This is a genomic window from Chryseobacterium sp. C3 (assembly GCF_014218905.1).
GTDB lineage: Bacteria > Bacteroidota > Bacteroidia > Flavobacteriales > Weeksellaceae > Chryseobacterium > Chryseobacterium mucoviscidosis.
Window position 1 is genome coordinate 1 of record NZ_JACLCU010000005.1, and the last position, 17,353, is coordinate 17,353.

The 17,353-nt window shown below is 34.5% G+C and carries 15 protein-coding genes; 1 reads left to right on the forward strand and 14 read right to left on the reverse strand.

All coding sequences use genetic code 11. From position 1 onward, the window contains the following. Positions 1-604: 604 nt before the first annotated feature. Positions 605-853, forward strand: a complete 249-nt coding sequence (locus H6W53_RS11890; RefSeq protein ID WP_185207068.1) for a hypothetical protein — start codon at positions 605-607, stop codon at positions 851-853. Between the two features lie 15 nt (positions 854-868). Here H6W53_RS11890 and H6W53_RS11895 read toward each other — a convergent pair whose 3' ends face one another. The 14 genes from H6W53_RS11895 to H6W53_RS11960 all read right to left on the reverse strand — a co-directional run bounded on the left by H6W53_RS11895 (position 869) and on the right by H6W53_RS11960 (position 17,232). Then, positions 869-1,555, reverse strand: a complete 687-nt coding sequence (locus H6W53_RS11895) for a hypothetical protein (RefSeq protein ID WP_087708423.1) — start codon at positions 1,553-1,555, stop codon at positions 869-871. 10 nt (positions 1,556-1,565) lie between these two features. Continuing rightward, positions 1,566-2,426: a dTDP-4-dehydrorhamnose reductase gene (gene rfbD / locus H6W53_RS11900; RefSeq protein WP_185207690.1), complete on the reverse strand. Its 861-nt coding sequence runs from the start codon at positions 2,424-2,426 to the stop codon at positions 1,566-1,568. Further along, positions 2,426-2,911 (reverse strand): acyl-CoA thioesterase, encoded by a 486-nt coding sequence (locus H6W53_RS11905; RefSeq protein ID WP_087708421.1) that lies wholly within the window; start codon positions 2,909-2,911, stop codon positions 2,426-2,428. Before H6W53_RS11905 ends, rfbD begins: the two co-directional genes overlap by 1 nt. Positions 2,912-2,983: 72 nt before the next feature. Beyond that, the gene (locus H6W53_RS11910) at positions 2,984-3,487 is read right to left on the reverse strand and encodes an OmpH family outer membrane protein (RefSeq protein ID WP_087708419.1); all 504 of its coding nucleotides are present in this window, start codon (positions 3,485-3,487) and stop codon (positions 2,984-2,986) included. A 62-nt stretch (positions 3,488-3,549) separates the two neighbouring features. Continuing rightward, a complete protein-coding gene (locus tag H6W53_RS11915) occupies positions 3,550-4,095 on the reverse strand; it encodes an OmpH family outer membrane protein (RefSeq protein WP_185207070.1) in 546 nt (181 codons plus the stop codon). An 8-nt stretch (positions 4,096-4,103) separates the two neighbouring features. Further along, positions 4,104-6,641: an outer membrane protein assembly factor BamA gene (bamA, locus tag H6W53_RS11920; protein ID WP_087708418.1), complete on the reverse strand. Its 2,538-nt coding sequence runs from the start codon at positions 6,639-6,641 to the stop codon at positions 4,104-4,106. Between the two features lie 28 nt (positions 6,642-6,669). Continuing rightward, positions 6,670-7,419: an isoprenyl transferase gene (locus tag H6W53_RS11925; protein WP_108408827.1), complete on the reverse strand. Its 750-nt coding sequence runs from the start codon at positions 7,417-7,419 to the stop codon at positions 6,670-6,672. 1 nt (position 7,420) lies between these two features. After that, positions 7,421-8,314 (reverse strand): DUF6089 family protein, encoded by an 894-nt coding sequence (locus H6W53_RS11930; protein WP_087708414.1) that lies wholly within the window; start codon positions 8,312-8,314, stop codon positions 7,421-7,423. A 213-nt stretch (positions 8,315-8,527) separates the two neighbouring features. After that, on the reverse strand, positions 8,528-11,023 hold the full coding sequence (locus H6W53_RS11935) for an exopolysaccharide transport family protein (protein WP_185207072.1): 2,496 nt from the start codon (positions 11,021-11,023) through the stop codon (positions 8,528-8,530). Between the two features lie 4 nt (positions 11,024-11,027). Further along, positions 11,028-11,897, reverse strand: a complete 870-nt coding sequence (locus H6W53_RS11940) for a polysaccharide biosynthesis/export family protein (protein ID WP_087708477.1) — start codon at positions 11,895-11,897, stop codon at positions 11,028-11,030. Positions 11,898-11,930: 33 nt separating this feature from the next. Then, entirely contained in the window at positions 11,931-13,058 is a 1,128-nt protein-coding gene (locus H6W53_RS11945; protein WP_087708475.1) for a glycosyltransferase family 4 protein, read from the reverse strand. 90 nt (positions 13,059-13,148) lie between these two features. Next, positions 13,149-14,150 (reverse strand): glycosyltransferase family 2 protein, encoded by a 1,002-nt coding sequence (locus H6W53_RS11950; RefSeq protein ID WP_185207074.1) that lies wholly within the window; start codon positions 14,148-14,150, stop codon positions 13,149-13,151. Positions 14,151-14,153: 3 nt separating this feature from the next. Further along, on the reverse strand, positions 14,154-15,224 hold the full coding sequence (locus H6W53_RS11955) for a formimidoylglutamase (RefSeq protein ID WP_185207076.1): 1,071 nt from the start codon (positions 15,222-15,224) through the stop codon (positions 14,154-14,156). Positions 15,225-15,390: 166 nt separating this feature from the next. Beyond that, a complete protein-coding gene (locus tag H6W53_RS11960; protein ID WP_185207078.1) occupies positions 15,391-17,232 on the reverse strand; it encodes a DUF262 domain-containing protein in 1,842 nt (613 codons plus the stop codon). Between the last annotated feature and the right edge of the window lie 121 nt (positions 17,233-17,353).

Sequence of the window (17,353 nt, forward strand, 5' to 3'; positions counted from 1 at the left end):
TAGGCCTCCCGCTAGCGTTCATCCTGAGCCAGGATCAAACTCTCCATTGTATGTTTGTCTGACTCACTCAAAGTTTTTTAACGCTTTAGTTTTTCCTTACTTGGTTGTTATATTGTATGTCAATGATCTTCATTTCTTCCACTTCCTACAAAACTCAGTATCTGTCGTTTTCGTTTCGTATTTACGAGTGCAAAAGTAATAACTTATTTTATTCTGACCAAATGTTTTGAAAGAAAATTTTAAAGTTTTTTTTCTGTAACCTTAACTCCTCTCTAAACCTCAATCTTCTACTCCTGCGCTTCCCTGTTTAGGGACTGCAAAGATACTGATCTTTTTTATTCCCGCAAGTTTTATTTTAAGTTTTTTTTATTTTAAAATAATGAAGGAAAATATCAGAATCTCTTAAAAAAGACGCATCGCCTCTTTTCAGGAATCGTAAATTATATGCTTGTCTAAAAGCTCTTCTGCGCTTACTGATCAACTCTCGTTTTCAGTGGGGCAAAGATAGAGACTTTAACCTTCTTCTACCAAATATATTTAACATAATATTTATATCAGAATACTTATTGTGGGTAACTTTATATCATAAAACACTGGTTTATTTATGTTTATATGGGTATTCACAGTTTTCCACATTAATCGATTTGATATTTTTAGTTCTGGAAAAACCGTTGAACGGGCAGTGAAATCATGGAAAAAGACGGAAATATTGAGTTCTGAAGAAAAATTCTATTGGATTGAATGGGAAAATGGAGGGTTTGAGGGTGGAAGTGTTGGAGAGAAAGGAGTTTGTGGGCTGAGAAAAAAGATGAAGAAGAAAAGTTTTTTGAGGAGGCAAGAAAATTATTTATAAATGAAAAAGCAGAGTTTAATTACTCTGCTTTTCTTTATTATATATGGTGCTTAAAAATTCTCCGTAGGATTTTTCGAGACCGATGATATCACCACTTTTTAGATTAAGTCCGCCTACTCCGCTTTCGTCTGATTTTATTTTTGTAGCCGAAATCTGAAAATACTGATTAGAACTATTGTCTTTAGGCTGAATTTTGATGGTTGAGCCTAATAGCTTCTTTGTGGAAATTGTATATACTTCACCCGGAATCGTTTTCAGTTTTAAGTATGATCTTGGTGAAAGCATATAATCGGTTTTATTGATCGCAATTTTCTGATCTTTTTCTGAAGAAGCGAAAATGTACATATATCCTGTCTGATCTTTGAATTGATCTTTTGGAAGAAAATAAAGATTTAATCTGTAATTGGAAGGATTGAAATTCTGGGGAGTTCCATCGATATTTTCAAAAGGCTTCCATGAAAATGCATTGGCTCCGATTTCTTTTGCCTTCTTATACACTAATGAAAAAACTTCATCGTCGTATTTCCAGAATCCCTGAACTTCGACTTCGCCCAAATATTCGGCATCTTTTATTTCTTCATTAATTTTGTACAGGAATTTATCGGTATTCTCTTTCGTTTTTTGAACTTTCGTAAGGTACACATTCTGTGCGCTGCAAAGCTGGGTAAGAAAAGCGAAAGCAACTATGATGAGATTTTTCATTCTATATATATTATTGTGTAAGAATGGTAACGCATTCTTCGAGACTATTTTCCCAGTATTTGGGTTCTATTTTATACGTTTCTTCAATTTTATCCAGACACATTGTACTTCTTTTGGGTCTTTTTGCCGGCGTAGGATATTGCTCGGTAGTTAAAGGATTTAATTTAACTGAAGATTTAGAAAATTCAGCAATCTTTTTTGCAAATTCAAACCAAGTGGTTTCGGGATAATTTGAAAAGTGAAAAACACCGTATTTTTTTTCTTTAGCTTCGATGATCTCCATGATAGCTTCTGCTAAATCGTTCGCATTGGTAGGCTGCCCGAACTGATCTGCCACAATTCCCAATTCGTCTTTCTGAGAAAAAAGACTGAGCATTGTTTTCACAAAATTTTTATTGAACTCGGAATACAGCCATGAAGTTCTTAAAATAATGGTTTTCGGATTAATTTCCAGTGCAAGTTCTTCTCCTTTTAATTTGGATTCGCCGTACACTCCGATCGGACTTGTGAAATCGTCTTCGGAATAACTTAAATTGGTTTCTCCATCAAAGACATAATCTGTAGAAACATGGATGAAAATAGTTTTAGCATCTTTACACGCCTGTGCAAGGGAAGCCACTCCTTCTGCATTTACAGCAAAAGCCTTTTCTTTTTCACTTTCTGCAAGATCTACCGCTGTATAAGCTGAAGCGTTGATGCAGTAATCCGGTTTATTTTCTGTAAAAACAGTATTGATCTGATCTTCGTTGGTGATATCTAAAGTCTGTGAATCTGTAAAAATGAATTCATAATCCAGCTCAAAATCCGGAGCAATTTTTCTGATGCAGTTTCCTAGCTGCCCGTTTCCTCCTACTACTAAAATTTTTTTCATCATGAGTTTCTTGCGTTTTGTGATCTTAAATATTTAACTCTCGACTGGAAATCTTTCTGTTCCAAATCTACATAAAACTTATTGAATGTTTCTTTAATTTCTTCGGGATGTACTTCGGATTTTCTTGTTTTAACATTAAAGTAGATTACCGTAACCCACAATACGGCATGAATTGTTTTCTCGTCTAAACTTTTCATCAGGATTTCCACTTTTGCCGTTCTGTCTGCCACTTCAATGGTTTTGCTGCTGATAACAACCGAGGTATTATACCGCACTTCCTTTAAATACGCTATTTCATTCTGAATTGCAATCCACGTGCATCCCGTCATTTTGGTGTATTCCTCATACGTGAAACCATAAAATGTTTCTACGTGATCTTCTCTGGCGTTGAACATGTAGTCCAGATATTTCACGTTGTTTAAATGACCAATGGGATCACAGTCGCTGAATCTGACCTTTACCGTGGTTGATACTTCTTTTTCCATTCCGCAAAAATAAAAAAACCACCTCGAAGTGAGATGGTTCATGTTTATAAATATTTATTAATTTCTAAAAAATTACTGAATATTCAATTCTTTTTTCACTGCAGCTGTTGCATCTGGTCCTCCTTTGAATACGAATGCAGAAGAATTTGCATCCATTATATAGTCATAACCGTTAGCTTTTGCTACTTTAGACACAGCCTCGTTCAGTTTTTTCTCGATTGGTTCGTAAGCAAGATCCTGCTTAGCCACGAAATCTTTCTGAGCTTTATCGTTCATCTGCTGGATTTCTTCCTGCATTTTTGCCAATTCTGCTTCTCTTGCTTTGTTTTCTTCAGCTGTTTTCTTTGGAGCTTCTTCAGAATACTGCTTTAATTTAGCCTGTCCTGCATCTGCTTTTTTCTTGATTTCTGCTTGTTTAGTATCTAAGAAAGTTTTAAGATCCGCATCTGCTTTTTTCTTTTCAGGCATTGCGTTAAGAATTCCTATAACATCTAAAGTTGCAATTTTTTGAGCTTTTGCCATACCTACCGATACAACCATCATTACCGCTGCAAATAATACACTTAATTTTTTCATAACTGGTAAATAAATAATTTAATTTTGTTTTTAGATTTGTAAATGTAATAAAAGTTAAACTTTTATTTTTTTGTTTTGCTTTTTTCTTTGGGTTCAGCATCTTTTAATAAGATTGCTAAAACTTTATCCGAATAGTCGGATCTTTTCTGAAGAAAAATAACATTATTGCTTGTTTTATCTAAAACTATCGCCAAACCGTTCTTTTCAGACATTGTTTTGATAGCTTCCCAGATCTGATCCTGAAAAGGCTGAACCAGATTTGTTCTCAGTTTCTTTATTTCTCCGGTGGCACCAAAACGTAAACTCGTTGTTGTTTTGATGTTTTTTTCCAGATCCATTACTTCTTTTTCTCTCAATTTAAGCTGATCGCCTATCAAAAGAACTTTTTCACTTTCAAAAGCAGATCTTTTTCTTTCGTATTCAGACTGAAGGTTCTGAAGTTCGGACTGCCATGTATCAATCTGTGCATTCAGTCTTGCTTCGGCTTCTTTATATTGAGGCATTTTATTCAGGATGTATTCGGTATCTACAACGCCTACTTTCTGTGCATTGCTTAAACCGAAAAGCAGGAATAAAACAAATGATAAAACAATTCTAAAATTTTTCATAGGGTGGATTATAATGATTGGTTCATCAAGAAGTGTGTCTTCCATCCAGAAGGCTCAGTTCCTGAAACTGTTTTGTCGAATCCGTAAGCGAAATCAAATCCAATTAAACCAAATGCTCCCATATATACTCTTACACCAACACCCACTGATCTTTTCAACTGGAATGGATTATAATTTCCCCAAGAATTCCAAACGTTACCTCCTTCCGCAAACGTTAATGCATAAATTTTTGCAGTCTGGTTCAATGAAATCGGGTATCTTAATTCTAACGTAAATCTGTTATAAATAGTACCTCCTCCTGTTGGAGTAATATCTTCAGAAGTTCCTCCGTACGTAGAAGCATTTTCATAACCTCTTAACGGAATTAATTCTCTACCATCATATCTACCTCCGAATAAACCTGTACCTCCTACATAGAATCTTTCAAACGGCGGTGCTCCCAATTTAGAGTTATATCCGTCCATGAAGCCCATTTCCGCAGAAGATCTCAATACCAATTTACCTATAATCTCGTTATAAACATCTGCTTTGAACTTCACTTTATAGAATTCCATCCACTTGTATTTCTCTGTAGGACTTAAAGTAGAGTAATCTTTATTGTTGAATGCTGAATATGGCAGCGTAAATTTTACCGATAAGTCTATATTAGAACCAACTGTCGGGAAAATTGGGTCGATACCTGCTGAGTTTCTGCTTAATCCTAAGTTGATACTTAAGTTGTTGGCAGAACCATAATATTCTGTAGCATCTCCAAACTGGAACGGATAGTTCTTAAAGTCATACTTCTGGTACTGAAGACCTGTATACAATGAGAAATAATCATCCGGCCATCTCAAATATCTGTTCAAACCTACTGAAGCTGAGAAAATATTCAGTTTCTGAGCATTTCCGTAAACATCAGAATATTTTACTCTTGAGTTATTTAAACTTACAGAAAGTGCAGTTGGTCTTGTTCCGAACAACCAAGGCTCTGTAAATGAAATTCCGTAATTCTGAAAATATTGTCCTGCCTGTGCCTGAAGTGATAACGTTTGCCCGTCACCTTGAGGAACCGGCTTAAAGTCTTTGAATTTAAGGAAATTCTTTAACGAGAAGTTATTGAATGTTAATCCTAAAGTTCCGATGAAGCTGTTACCTCCGTAACCTGCCTGTAACTGAACCTGAGATGAACCTTTCTCCACCAGTTTCCAGTTGATATCTACCGTATTATCCTGCTGATTTGGTTGGATATCCTGCCCAACCTGTTGAGGATCAAAAAACTGCATTCCGGCTAAATCGAAATATGTTCTTTTGATATCACTTTTAGCGAATAAATTTCCCGGCTTTGTTCTTAAAGCTCTAAGAATAACGTGGTCATGAGTGGTTGTGTTTCCTTCCCATGTTACTTTATTCCATGTAGCTTTTTCACCTTCGTTGATACGGATTTCAAGATTGATTTTATCTCCGTCTACAGATTTTTCAACCGGTGTAACGTTTGAGAAAAGGTAACCGTTGTTCATGTAGCTTGATTTGATATCCGAATCATCTTCTTTACCTCCGTCTTCTCCTACCTTTTTATTGAAGCCTACCGCATCGTAGATATCTCCTTTTTTATATCCTAAAAGTCTTTGTAAATAGTCTGTAGAATAAACGGTATTTCCGGTGAATGTAATATCTCCGATGTAATACTGTTTTCCTTCCTTAAGTTTTACGTTGATCTCGTAATTGTTTCTTTTGTTTCTCCAAACAGAATCCGAAACAATGGCAGCATCTCTGTATCCTAAAGAGTTATAATAGCTGATTAGGTTTTGCTTGTCTTCCTGATATTTATCTTCAATGAATTTTGAAGATTTCAGGATTCCGCCAATACCGAATCTTTTTTGTTTTGTTTCTTTAAAGGCTTTTTTTCTAAGTTTTCTGTCGGATACATACTGATTTCCTTCGAATTCAATATGATCGATCTTGATTCTTTTGCCTTTATCTACATTAATCGTCCAGTCTACTAAATTAGGATCTCCTGCATTTACTTTTTCCTGAATGGAAATTTTAGCATCTGCATATCCTTTTTTAATGAAATCTTTAGGAACGTTTGTTTTAAGACTTGAAACTAAGTTCTGTGTAATTTTTGTTCCCGGCTTCAGATTATTGTCTTTAGCCATTTTTTCATTTTTGGACTTTCCGATTCCTTTACCCGTAAATTTAACCTCTCCAAGATCCTTCAGATCCTGCAGATAAAATTTCAGAATAACGGTTTCGCCTTCAATACTTTGTACATACACTTCTACTTCAGAAAAAGATTGAGTGTCCCAAAGTTTTTTTACCGCATTGCTGATTTTCTGCCCCGGAATATCTACTGATTCTCCTTTTACCAGACCTGTAAATCTCAGGATCTGAGCCGGCGTATATTTTTTAACCCCATCTACAACGATGTCTTTTAAGGTGTACGTCCCTGCTTGGTTTTCTGCTTGTACAGATTTGCTCACCTGTGTGCTGTCCTGTGGAGTTACCTGTCCATAAAAATGTGCAGAAGCAACAAACATAATGATGGGTAATAGTCTAAACTTCATTTTATCGTAGTCTTTCTTTTCTTAAATTTTACTGAATTTTTATCTGTTCTCCGGTTTTACCGAATCTTCTTTCTTTGTTTTGATAATCTACAATACACTGAAAGAAAATATCTTTTGAAAAATCCGGCCACAGAACGTTTAAAAACTGCAGTTCTGCATAGGCGATCTGCCAAAGGAGAAAATTACTGATTCTGATCTCACCGCTGGTTCTTATTAAAAGATCTACGGGTGGAAAATCTTTTGTGTAGAGGTGACTTTCGAATAATTTTTCATCGATGTCTTCAATGTCTACCTTTCCTTCCTTTACATCTTCGCTGATGCTTTTAACGGCATTTAGTATTTCATGCTGCGAACCATAGCTGATTGCCAGTACCAAATTGCCTTTTGTGTTTTCTTTTGTAAGTTCCACCACACGTAAAAGCTGATCTTTTACTAGTGAGGGAAGTTTTTCGAGATTTCCAATAACGTGCATTCTTAACCCTTTGCTGAAAATTTCTTCCGCTTCAAGCAATAAGGTTTCTACAAGTAAATTCATTAAAGTATTTACTTCCTCTGCCGGACGGTTCCAGTTTTCCGAAGAAAAGGTATAAAGAGTTAAATACGGAATATGTATCTCATTACACGCATTTATGGCATTTCTTACCGCATCAATGGCATTCTTGTGACCAAAAGTTCTTTCTTCGCCACGAGATTTTGCCCATCTTCCGTTACCATCCATGATGATAGCCACATGCTGTGGTAAATTCTCAGGATCTATTTTATCTTTTATCAACGACATATTAATCACAATAACATGGAGGTCTTCCAAACGAATAAGTAAGCCCAAGACTCACGGTATTTATCCAGTCTTTAGACTTAAAGTCTCCAACGTTCCTTTCTCCTATAATTGCAGCTTCTCTTTCTTTAGACACTACATAATAAGCATCTGTCTGCAAAAGAGATCCGCCTGTAACGGGGCTCAGAATATCTCCGTTATATGTAGCCACTACATCCTTGCTTTGAATTTTGCTGTAATCCAACTGATCCGTAAGCGTATATCTGAATGTAGCTTCTGCAAAAATTGCCCAGTTATAATTAAATTTATATTTTAAACCTACTCCAAAAGGAATATGCATTGTGGTTTTGGTTCCTGTAGAATACACCGGAGTTGTTGTAAAATCCAGCTCATTAATTGGAGCCTGCGCCACACCATCTGCATCTCTTCTGAAATCATTAACTAACGTAGCTTTGGGCGCATCGAACATTAAAGCTCCTACCCCACCGAAAATATATGGGCTTACCATACTTTTCTGCTCGTTGTTTACCGGGAAGAAATTATATTCAAAGACTAAGCTTGCTTCGTAAACATTATTTTTCCCGAATGAGTTTCTGTTTTTTCTATATTCTTCTTTCGCCACCTTATCGTTGAACTGGATCTGATTATATCCAAGATCCAATCTTACAGTCTGGTGAGGATTAAAATTAAATCTGTATAAAATTCCACCATAAAAAGGAACACCCCAATCTGACGCTTTACTTAAATCCAATGGCTTTTGTAAAATATAATTCGTTCTCCCTATATCCCCAACTAGGTTACTCATACCTAGACGAACTCCAAGTTCGTTTCTTTGTGCTTTAACACTTACCACAGTTCCTAGAGCGGCAAGGAAGCTAAACAATAATTTTCTATTCATAAAAGAATATGGATTTATGGTTATTTTAAAATTTAATTTTTGCAAATATAAAACTTTTTTATATTAATGATAATCTTAATGTTTAGTTAAAAATAAACAAAAAAACATAATTTGTTATAAAGTAAACGACAAACTAGCAAATTTATTCTTTTTTTAATAGAATGAAAATTATCATGATATAATAAACCCCCATTAAATGAGGGCTTAAATGTATTATTTTTTATTGAATAATGACTGTACTTTATTTCTAATTCTTATCAGCATTGGTTCTTTGTAATTTTTGTCTTCATCAAAATATCCATAACCATATCCATAACCGTATCCATAGCCGTATCCGTAACCATAACCCTGCTTTGTATTGTAGTCGTTATACACAAGACCTAAGTGCCAAATTTCTCCGCCATGATACTTTTCCGTGATCATTTTCAGCATATATTTCTCCGTATACTCGTGTCGAACTACATAAATATTGGCATCTGAGTGTTTCATCAGCTCGTAAGAATCTGCAACAAGACCTACCGGAGGAGAATCGATGATTATAAAATCATACATCTCTTTAAGGTCTTCAATGAACTTGATATTTTTATCACTCATTAATAACTCGGACGGATTCGGAGGAATAGGTCCCGAAGTTGCCACATCAAGGTTCGGAATTCTTGTTTTGTTGATAATCTGGCTCATTTCCACTTCTCCTGTAAGATAGTTTGAAATTCCGAATTTATTATCAATCTTAAAGTCTCCGAAAATCTTCGGCTTTCTTAAGTCCATTCCCAAAAGGATGGTTTTCTTATCACTTAACCCCAGAACAGAAGCCAGATTGATAGAAACATAGGTTTTTCCTTCACCTCCAACAGAGGAAGTTACCAAAATTACTTTGCTGCCTCCACCTTCTCCGGATAAGAATCTTACATTGGCTCTAACCCCTCTGAATGCTTCCGAAACGGAAGATTTTGGCTGATCCAGAACAGTAAGCATATTCTCATGACTGTTGTTTCCGATAACTCCAAGAAGCGGAATTTTAGTTGCATTAAGCAATTCTTTAATGTTTCTGATCTTGCTGTCCAATATCTCACCCAGCAGAATAAACAGTAACGGCAAAGCAAGAAGTCCTCCGATAATTGCCGCTTTTGTTGCCTTTACATTAGGACCTATCGGCGGCTGTCCTACATTTTTAGCAGGGTCGATTACGCTGATGTCCGATTGGTTTGCTGCCATTCTTAGCTGAGTATCATTCTGTCTTGTCAGTAAACTGTTATAAGTAGCTTCAATCATGTTATATCCTCTCTCCGCATCCAAATATTTTCTCTGCTTTTCAGGATATGTTGCCAATTCGGAGTTTGCATCTCCTACTTTCTGGTTAATTTTATTAATTTCTGTGTAATAAGCTGTATAATAATTTCTTAAAGCACCATTTGAGCTGACTTTTGCTTCATTGATCAACCTGTTGATTTCTCTCATGGGTTCAGAATTGGGCTTGTAGATTAAAGCCATTTCTCTTCTTTTAAGATATAAAGCTTTCAGCTCTGCAACAGAAGCGCTGAAAAGTCCGTCCTGAAAACCAGCCGCATTGGTACTGATCATTTTTTCGAAATTCTGGCTTTCCAAGCTGTTTTTAATCTGATTCAGAGAGCTTATTTTACTTTCAATATCTGCCTTCTTTGCTTCAAGATCTTTTATTTCTGTTAAAGACTTTTCATCCCTGTCTTTTATGTCGTACAGCTTTTCTGTTGTTTTCATGTAATTCAGAACATTAGCACTCGAGTCTAATTTTTTTCTGATATTATCCAGATTTTCCTTTAAATAAACATTGGTATTCTGATCTACCAAAACTTTATCTGCCTGTCTTTTTTTCTGAAGCTGTTTTACAGACATATTAAGGAAGTTCACCGTACTGTTAAGATTATAACCGGTCTTGCTGATTATCATAATCGTATTAATCTCCTTATCAAATTCCACACTAATAGTAGAAACAATATCATTAACGGTCTGGTTAACAGTATTTAAGTTGACAATAATATTGGTTAATTTAATTTTCGGTTTTACAGGATTTTTTAACAGCCTGAATCTCAGATTAGGTGAGGTATACCAATCTCCTACACGAATAATTTTATTGGCAGGTCTTTCAAACGGATTAATGGTTGTATAACTTTCAGATTCAAAACTATACAGATTGAGCGATTGTCCTTCTTCCGGCAAAACCACTTCATAGGAGTCTCCTCCTTTTGGAACCAGAGTGATTGGATAATTTACCTGTTGACCGTGCTTTCTGTCGATCTGTAAAAAAACAGGAGAGTCGTCTTTATCCAGATAGGTTGATTTGATAACTCCTTTTGTAGAATAATTTACAAAAAGATCAAGTTCTTTAATCAGAAATTCATTGTGGGTTCTGGATAGAAGCATTTTTTTAAGGTAAACTCCATCCTGATTTCCTCCCTGTCCCCAGATGAAGTTAATAGACTGGCTTGGTGTAAAGTAGCTTGAAGTATTATTGGAAATACTTAAAGATAAATTGGAGGCATAAATATTCTGGGCATAATATTTACTGTACATCCATGCAATTCCGTAGCCAATAAAAAACATTAATACAAACCAGTACCAGTTTCTCAGCACTCTGCGTAAAAAGTGTTCAATATCGAATAAAGCGAAACTTCCGTGTTTATCTTTCTGCGAATCTGCTTTTTCTACCTTTGTTTCTTTTCCTGGAATCATAATATTAAAGGTTTTTTAGAAGTAGATAGATCGACAATGCAGTGGTAATCACTGAAACTCCTGTTGTTAAGGTCTGGATAGGATCTTTGCCCAATCCGTTCAGACTTTTCGCTCTTGTATTCAGATAGATTTCATCTCCGTTTTGTACGTAGTAATATGGAGAATTCATTACATCTTCACGGGTAAGATCGATGATCGCTTTTTTAATTCCTTCCGGCAATTTTCTGTGAATTACGATGTTTTTACGATCAACCGTCCTGTTTAATCCACCACTGATTGCTAAAGCTTCCGTAATGGTAAGTGTATTTTTATGAACTACTTTTTCTCCGGTAACTCCCGTTGTTTCCACATCTCCTAAAACATAGAATGTAATTCCGTTGGTGTTTAAACGTACTTCAGATTTACCCTCCTGAAAATTTTCATTAACCTTATCCTGAATTTCACTGCTGATTTCTGCAATGGTTCTTCCTTCTGCTTTTATAAATCCTATACCGAAAACATTAATATCTCCGTTGGCATCTACTTTAAGACCATTAAAATAGAAAACCACATTTCCTCCGGTATTTCCTCCACCGGAAGACATCATTCCTCCTCCCGTAGCAATCGTATTTGTAGAAGGCGCTGTGGCAGATCCGGAAGTATTCATGGAAGAATAAAACTGGGCAGCATCTCCTTTAGGAGTTGTCACAATATTAAGGTTCAAAATATCGTTCTTCGTAATTCTGTAAACCGGAATGTTATAAGGGATCAAACCTTCTTCGTTAATAACAAGGCTTTCACTGGGCTGCATATATCGTACATCTTTTGTAGTGATACAAGAGGTGGTGATTAAAAGCGGCAGGGCTAAAAGTAATAAATGCTTACAATTCTTCATCATATTTTTCAAGTTGTTTGCAAAAGTAAAGATTTAATTGATAGTCTTTTTATTATTCTTCAAAAGATAAATAAAATCTGGAATATAAGCTCCTAAAAAACCCAGGAAAAGTATAATCAGTAATAGAAGATTTACATTTATATGTCTGAAATAATAAGCTACTGTTACAATAAAAAGGTAATACACAACGATATAAAAACTTGATCTTCTGTGTGTAAGATTAAGCTTCAGCAATTTATGATGGATATGGTTTTTATCTGCATCAAATGGCGATTTTTTATTAATTAATCTTACAATGATAACATTCAGGGTGTCCACAATGGGCAGAATTAATATCGCTACCGCTACTACCGGAGCAGACTGAAGATGATATCTTGGAACTCCGGGAAGTTTTTTGTCGATAAAAATATCAATAAAACAAATAGAAGTAAAGGCAAGAAGAAATCCTAAAAGCATAGAACCCGTATCGCCCATAAATATTTTATTGGTTCTGTAATTCGATAAATTATAATACAGAAATGCCAGAACGGCGCCGATGATAATGGCAGATAAAACAACCAGAGGATAATTATATTCTCCCAATCTGTAATAACTGATTCCGAAAAGGGCACTGCATATTACAGAATATCCTCCTGCAAGACCATCAATTCCGTCGATGAGATTAAATGCGTTGATGAGGATGATGAAAGTAACAATACTAAACAGAACACTTATAAAATAGCTCATCTCATAGATCCCAAAAATCCCGAAAAGACTTCTGATCCTTATGTCTGAACCAATGACTATAAACGCCGAAACCACAATCTGTGCGACCAGCTTTTTATAAGCCCTCATCACCACAATATCATCCATCACCCCTATATAAAGAAGGATTACAAGCGAGGCAAACAAGAATTTATACAGATCAAAGAGTTCGTACGCAAAAATAGACGAACAGATTCCGATGGAGTAGAAAATGGCAATTCCTCCAAGATTAGGAATTTTTCGAAGGTGGGAACTTCTTATTCCCGGTTCGTCCATTAAATTTTTCCTTCGGGAAATCTTGATAATCGTAGGAACGGAGAAATAGGTAATTAAAAAAGAGAACAAAAAACCAAAGCCTACTTTTACATAAAAAATAGGAATCCCCGACTGGTTTAAGAACAATTCAAAATTCTTCATTTTTCTTCTATTCAAGTACTTAGAAGGTTCAGCGACTTAAAAACCTTCTGTCGGCTCATGAGCAACGCAACACAGTACTTACATTTGTGTTTACACTAATTTTCTTATCAGCTTTTTCTGTCCTGCAAAAAACAGCAGATAAAATATCTTTTTTTTCAGTGGCAAAGATAGCAGATAATTCTTATCAAAACGATTATAATTCAATATATCTTTCAATTTCAGCCTTCTATCTTTTATAAATATCTCTAATTTTTCCGACATGTTATAAAAAACCTTCTCATCTTTTACAAAAGCAAGATAAGCCAGAAAAGAATAGACCCCTTCAAAAATCTGAAAATTTTTAAGTTCCTCTTTCCTGTCACGGTATTTCGAAACGGCGTAAACTTTTTCTACATCCGTTACGGCTTTCAGAATATCAAGTCCTTTTTCTGTGTGGGTTTTGGTAATAGAATCGGTACGTTCCAGATACTGATAATGGAAATTCTGGGTTTGTGAAATCGTGTCACACTCCAGCAAAAGCTGCGGAATAAGCTGAATATCTTCGAAATGAACTCCTTTTTTAAATCTCTTTTCCCGAAAAAGTTCTTTTTTAAACAATTTATTGCACGCAAAATAGCTGAGATCGGAAAAAACAGAAAGGTTCTTTTCGAGATCAATGTTTTCAGGCATATTGGGAATCTGGGTGAGTCTTTGTGTAATATTTCCGTTTTGATCAACCTTTTGAATATTACAGATCACCATTTTCGACTGGTGTTTTTCCGCAAGATAAGCCATTTCTTCAAACATGGAAGGCATCACATAATCGTCACTGTCTACAAATCCGAGATAATCTCCCGTTGCACGGTCGATTCCGAAATTCCGGGCATCACTCAGCCCACCGTTTTCTTTGGTAAATGGTTTTATTTTTTCGGGATATTTCTGAGCATATTCCTGAATAATCTTTTCTGAATTATCTTTGCTGCCGTCGTTGATGACCAGAATTTCGATATTCTGATAGGTCTGATTAACTAATGAATCCAGACATTTTGCGAGATAATTTTCAACGTTATAGACGGGAACAATAACAGAAACTTTTGAGGGAACAATTTTCATACATTATATTTTCGTCAGTCGTGCATTCAGCCAGCCTTTTTTGGCATCATCAAAATCTTTTCGGGAGCAGGGAACGCAGTTTTCTATATTTTCATCCTCTCCGAAATACCAAAGATTACTGAATGTATCGCGTTTGAAGGCATATTGTCTGTCGTCTACCAAAACATAAAACATTTCATAATGTCTTTCTTTCGGGTGTGACCGCTGAATATTGATTCCTTCGATGAGATACCAGATCATTTGTGCTAAAAGCTGATGATTCAGTTGGTTTTCGGAATAAATATTATAATTAAAAATCCCGACCGATTTTAAATTTTCACTTAGGCCGATTTCCTTCATATACGCGCAGACTTCTCTCCGGTTCAGTCCGTTTACCTGCGGATTTATGGAAAAAGGTTCGCTGAAACTTTCGATGGCATCACAGTTTACTGTCACCAGATCCGCTTTCCTGAAGAACGGCTCTGTTTTTTCTGTGGAATTCATCATTTCGGCAAGTCGGATAATATCAAACTCAACTTCTTTGATTAATCTTACCGAATCTGCTTCATTGAGATGTTTTTGGTAGCCTAGATGATGGTAATTTTTAATGGAAAAAGTTTTCGCTCCGAAAATCTTGCTTAAAAAGGTATGTTCGTTAATCATTTCGCCCTGTTTGAGCGAAATAATATTGCTGATCTGGGTATAATTGATGCTTTTGGTATGGAAGTTAAGCGCCGAAAAAAGCGAAAACGCAAAATCATTGGAACCGCCCACAATTACCGGAATGGCTCTTTTGTAATGACAAGCCGACAATACTTCCTGCAGAATATAGTGAGAATCCTGAACAGATTTTCCTGAAACAAGGTCTCCAAGATCCACAATAGGAATTTCAAAATCGAGTTGCGACAGTTTGTAAAACTCGTTCCTGATCCCTGAAAAATCCTGAACTTCCGCATCACCGTTCGCGCCTCTGTAATCCGAAACGAAAAGAAGCACAATACTGTCTTCCTTTATTTCCTTCGTAATTCCCGCCCCGATTTGCCAGTTTTCTGTCCTGAAATTTCTTGGGGATATGATAAAATCTTCAAAATTCATGCTTTTTATAATTTTATTGAATCAAAAGTATTAAAATAAAATTACTTTTTAAACGTAAAATCAGAAGCCAATTTTAGTCAATAACTTCGACCGTTCATCTTTTAACAAATCAAAATATGCTCTAAATAATATCTAAATTAGAGCATATTTAAACTTTTAATTATAATTATTTTTGCAATTCAAGAAATGTTTTAAGTGAATTACCCTTGTAATAGTCCATTATAATTTTTACAACTCTCTCTTGGTTTGAGATGATTGAATCCTTATTCCATACATCATTATTAATTATTACATAATTAGTATTTGCTCGAGCTTCAACAGCCCCCTTATATTTCTCTTTTTTAACCTCGTATTCTTTGTTACTTAATGCTGCATTCTTATTTCTATCAATTAACACAAGATTCCCTATCTTATGTAACCATTCTTTATGAAAATCCTGATCAATAGACCATAGAGTATTTTCTATTTTTTGAGGCATTAAATGTTCGATTGAAGAAGAATTTTTATTATATTGAAGTTGATTATATCTACTACCAACTAATAAATCCAATTTTAATAATAAATATCTAGTTTTGTTAACTTTAGTTCCAATGTAGCTTCCCCACTTTTCATTTCTTAAGTTATTTTCTAAATCTTCAATATTTAATGGTTTCTCAGAGCTAACAGATTCATCAAAAAAATCATATTTAAGACAATCATCATTGACCATTAATTTACTTGCCTCCTCATTGCTAATCTCTTTATTTTTAAGTTTTTCACCAAAATAATCAATCCTTTTAATTATAATAAAGGTTCTAGTCATTGATTGCCTTCTTCCTAGTAACCAACCTAAAGAATAAAGATTATCAATTTTTATGAGAAACTCAACTATATTATTATCACCAAAAACCTCTCTAAAATGCATTACAGGAGTTAAATATTGAGAACCATACACAGAAGAAAGTATAAAATTAATATTTGAAAATAAATTTGCAGACTCTTTTGTTAATATACTTGAATTATTTATTGCAATGTAGTGTTTTATATATTTTTCTACCAAATCAAGAGTTTCGGCTCCCTTTGATAACATTTGCCTTTTAAACATAAAATCAAAAGCTTTTGTAAGACTTTGATTATCATCACTCCTATATTTCATTTTAATAAAAACAATTGCCCACAAAAATTCATCAAATGACTTATATGGAAGATTAATCTTATTTTCAAAATCAGACCATTTATTTGCATATTGCCTTCTTACTTTACTATCTGTAATAACTCTTAAATTTTGAGCTCTTAAGATATCACTAACCTGAAGTTGTAAGCCACGACTATTTAAAACTGTAAATAAATTATAAGCATCATCCAAATTATTCGGGGTTGCTAAATACAGTGCCAGGACTTTAGTAGACAAATATTTATAAAACTCAGTTAAAAAATCTTGAAACTTTTCTTGGTCACTGTGTAGTTTATTATTGAACCAATTTAGCATTATTTTTATGCCATTCGCTAAATTTCTTACCGAAGTACTCTTTTCATGATCATTAATGACATCATCGAGTATTTCTACTGTCAGCTCTATTTCGCTTATTAGAAAACGGTCTATGAATTCTTTATCATCCCTAATATCAAACTCAATTCTATGTCTTGCGGGGATATTATTAAATATATCAGCTTCCTGAATTAATCTATTCTGAACATTTTTTTTGAGATTTGTATTTGTAGACAAATTTCTAATTACTGAGTGTAATAAGAATAAAGTTAAAAATCTCTGTTGCCCATCTAATATATCTTGAAATTGATATTTAATGCCACTTAGATTATTTTCTCTAGTATTCCATATCATACAGCCAAGAAAATATTCTTTTTCTTTATTATTTTCAAAGGCATTGCTTATATCATCTAGAAAATTTTCTATTTGATCAATACCCCAGACATAAGGTCTTTGGTATTCTGGAATATTATAAAATTGTTCTGGACTGAAAATATCTTTTATATATTTTTTGCCCGTAATTAGTGTATTTGTATCCATATAAGGTTATTAGTAAAAAAATTTAGTATGGCAAAAATATAAAAAATGATTTGTTATTTATTTTTTAATATTAAAATAGATTGAATTCATAGAAAAACAAAAAGCACAGACCCAAATCTGT

Excerpts from the sequence above, each read along its gene's own strand:
- H6W53_RS11895 (WP_087708423.1), bottom strand. The coding sequence starts at position 1,555 with ATGAAAAATCTCATCATAGTTGCTTTCGCTTTTCTTACCCAGCTTTGC.
- H6W53_RS11930 (WP_087708414.1), bottom strand. The coding sequence starts at position 8,314 with ATGAATAGAAAATTATTGTTTAGCTTCCTTGCCGCTCTAGGAACTGTG.
- H6W53_RS11905 (WP_087708421.1), bottom strand. The coding sequence starts at position 2,911 with ATGGAAAAAGAAGTATCAACCACGGTAAAGGTCAGATTCAGCGACTGT.
- H6W53_RS11910 (WP_087708419.1), bottom strand. The coding sequence starts at position 3,487 with ATGAAAAAATTAAGTGTATTATTTGCAGCGGTAATGATGGTTGTATCG.
- H6W53_RS11955 (WP_185207076.1), bottom strand. The coding sequence starts at position 15,224 with ATGAATTTTGAAGATTTTATCATATCCCCAAGAAATTTCAGGACAGAA.
- H6W53_RS11925 (WP_108408827.1), bottom strand. The coding sequence starts at position 7,419 with ATGTCGTTGATAAAAGATAAAATAGATCCTGAGAATTTACCACAGCAT.
- H6W53_RS11950 (WP_185207074.1), bottom strand. The coding sequence starts at position 14,150 with ATGAAAATTGTTCCCTCAAAAGTTTCTGTTATTGTTCCCGTCTATAAC.
- H6W53_RS11945 (WP_087708475.1), bottom strand. The coding sequence starts at position 13,058 with ATGAAGAATTTTGAATTGTTCTTAAACCAGTCGGGGATTCCTATTTTT.
- H6W53_RS11940 (WP_087708477.1), bottom strand. The coding sequence starts at position 11,897 with ATGAAGAATTGTAAGCATTTATTACTTTTAGCCCTGCCGCTTTTAATC.
- H6W53_RS11890 (WP_185207068.1), top strand. The coding sequence starts at position 605 with ATGTTTATATGGGTATTCACAGTTTTCCACATTAATCGATTTGATATT.
- rfbD (WP_185207690.1), bottom strand. The coding sequence starts at position 2,426 with ATGAAAAAAATTTTAGTAGTAGGAGGAAACGGGCAGCTAGGAAACTGC.
- H6W53_RS11915 (WP_185207070.1), bottom strand. The coding sequence starts at position 4,095 with ATGAAAAATTTTAGAATTGTTTTATCATTTGTTTTATTCCTGCTTTTC.
- bamA (WP_087708418.1), bottom strand. The coding sequence starts at position 6,641 with ATGAAGTTTAGACTATTACCCATCATTATGTTTGTTGCTTCTGCACAT.
- H6W53_RS11960 (WP_185207078.1), bottom strand. The coding sequence starts at position 17,232 with ATGGATACAAATACACTAATTACGGGCAAAAAATATATAAAAGATATT.
- H6W53_RS11935 (WP_185207072.1), bottom strand. The coding sequence starts at position 11,023 with ATGATTCCAGGAAAAGAAACAAAGGTAGAAAAAGCAGATTCGCAGAAA.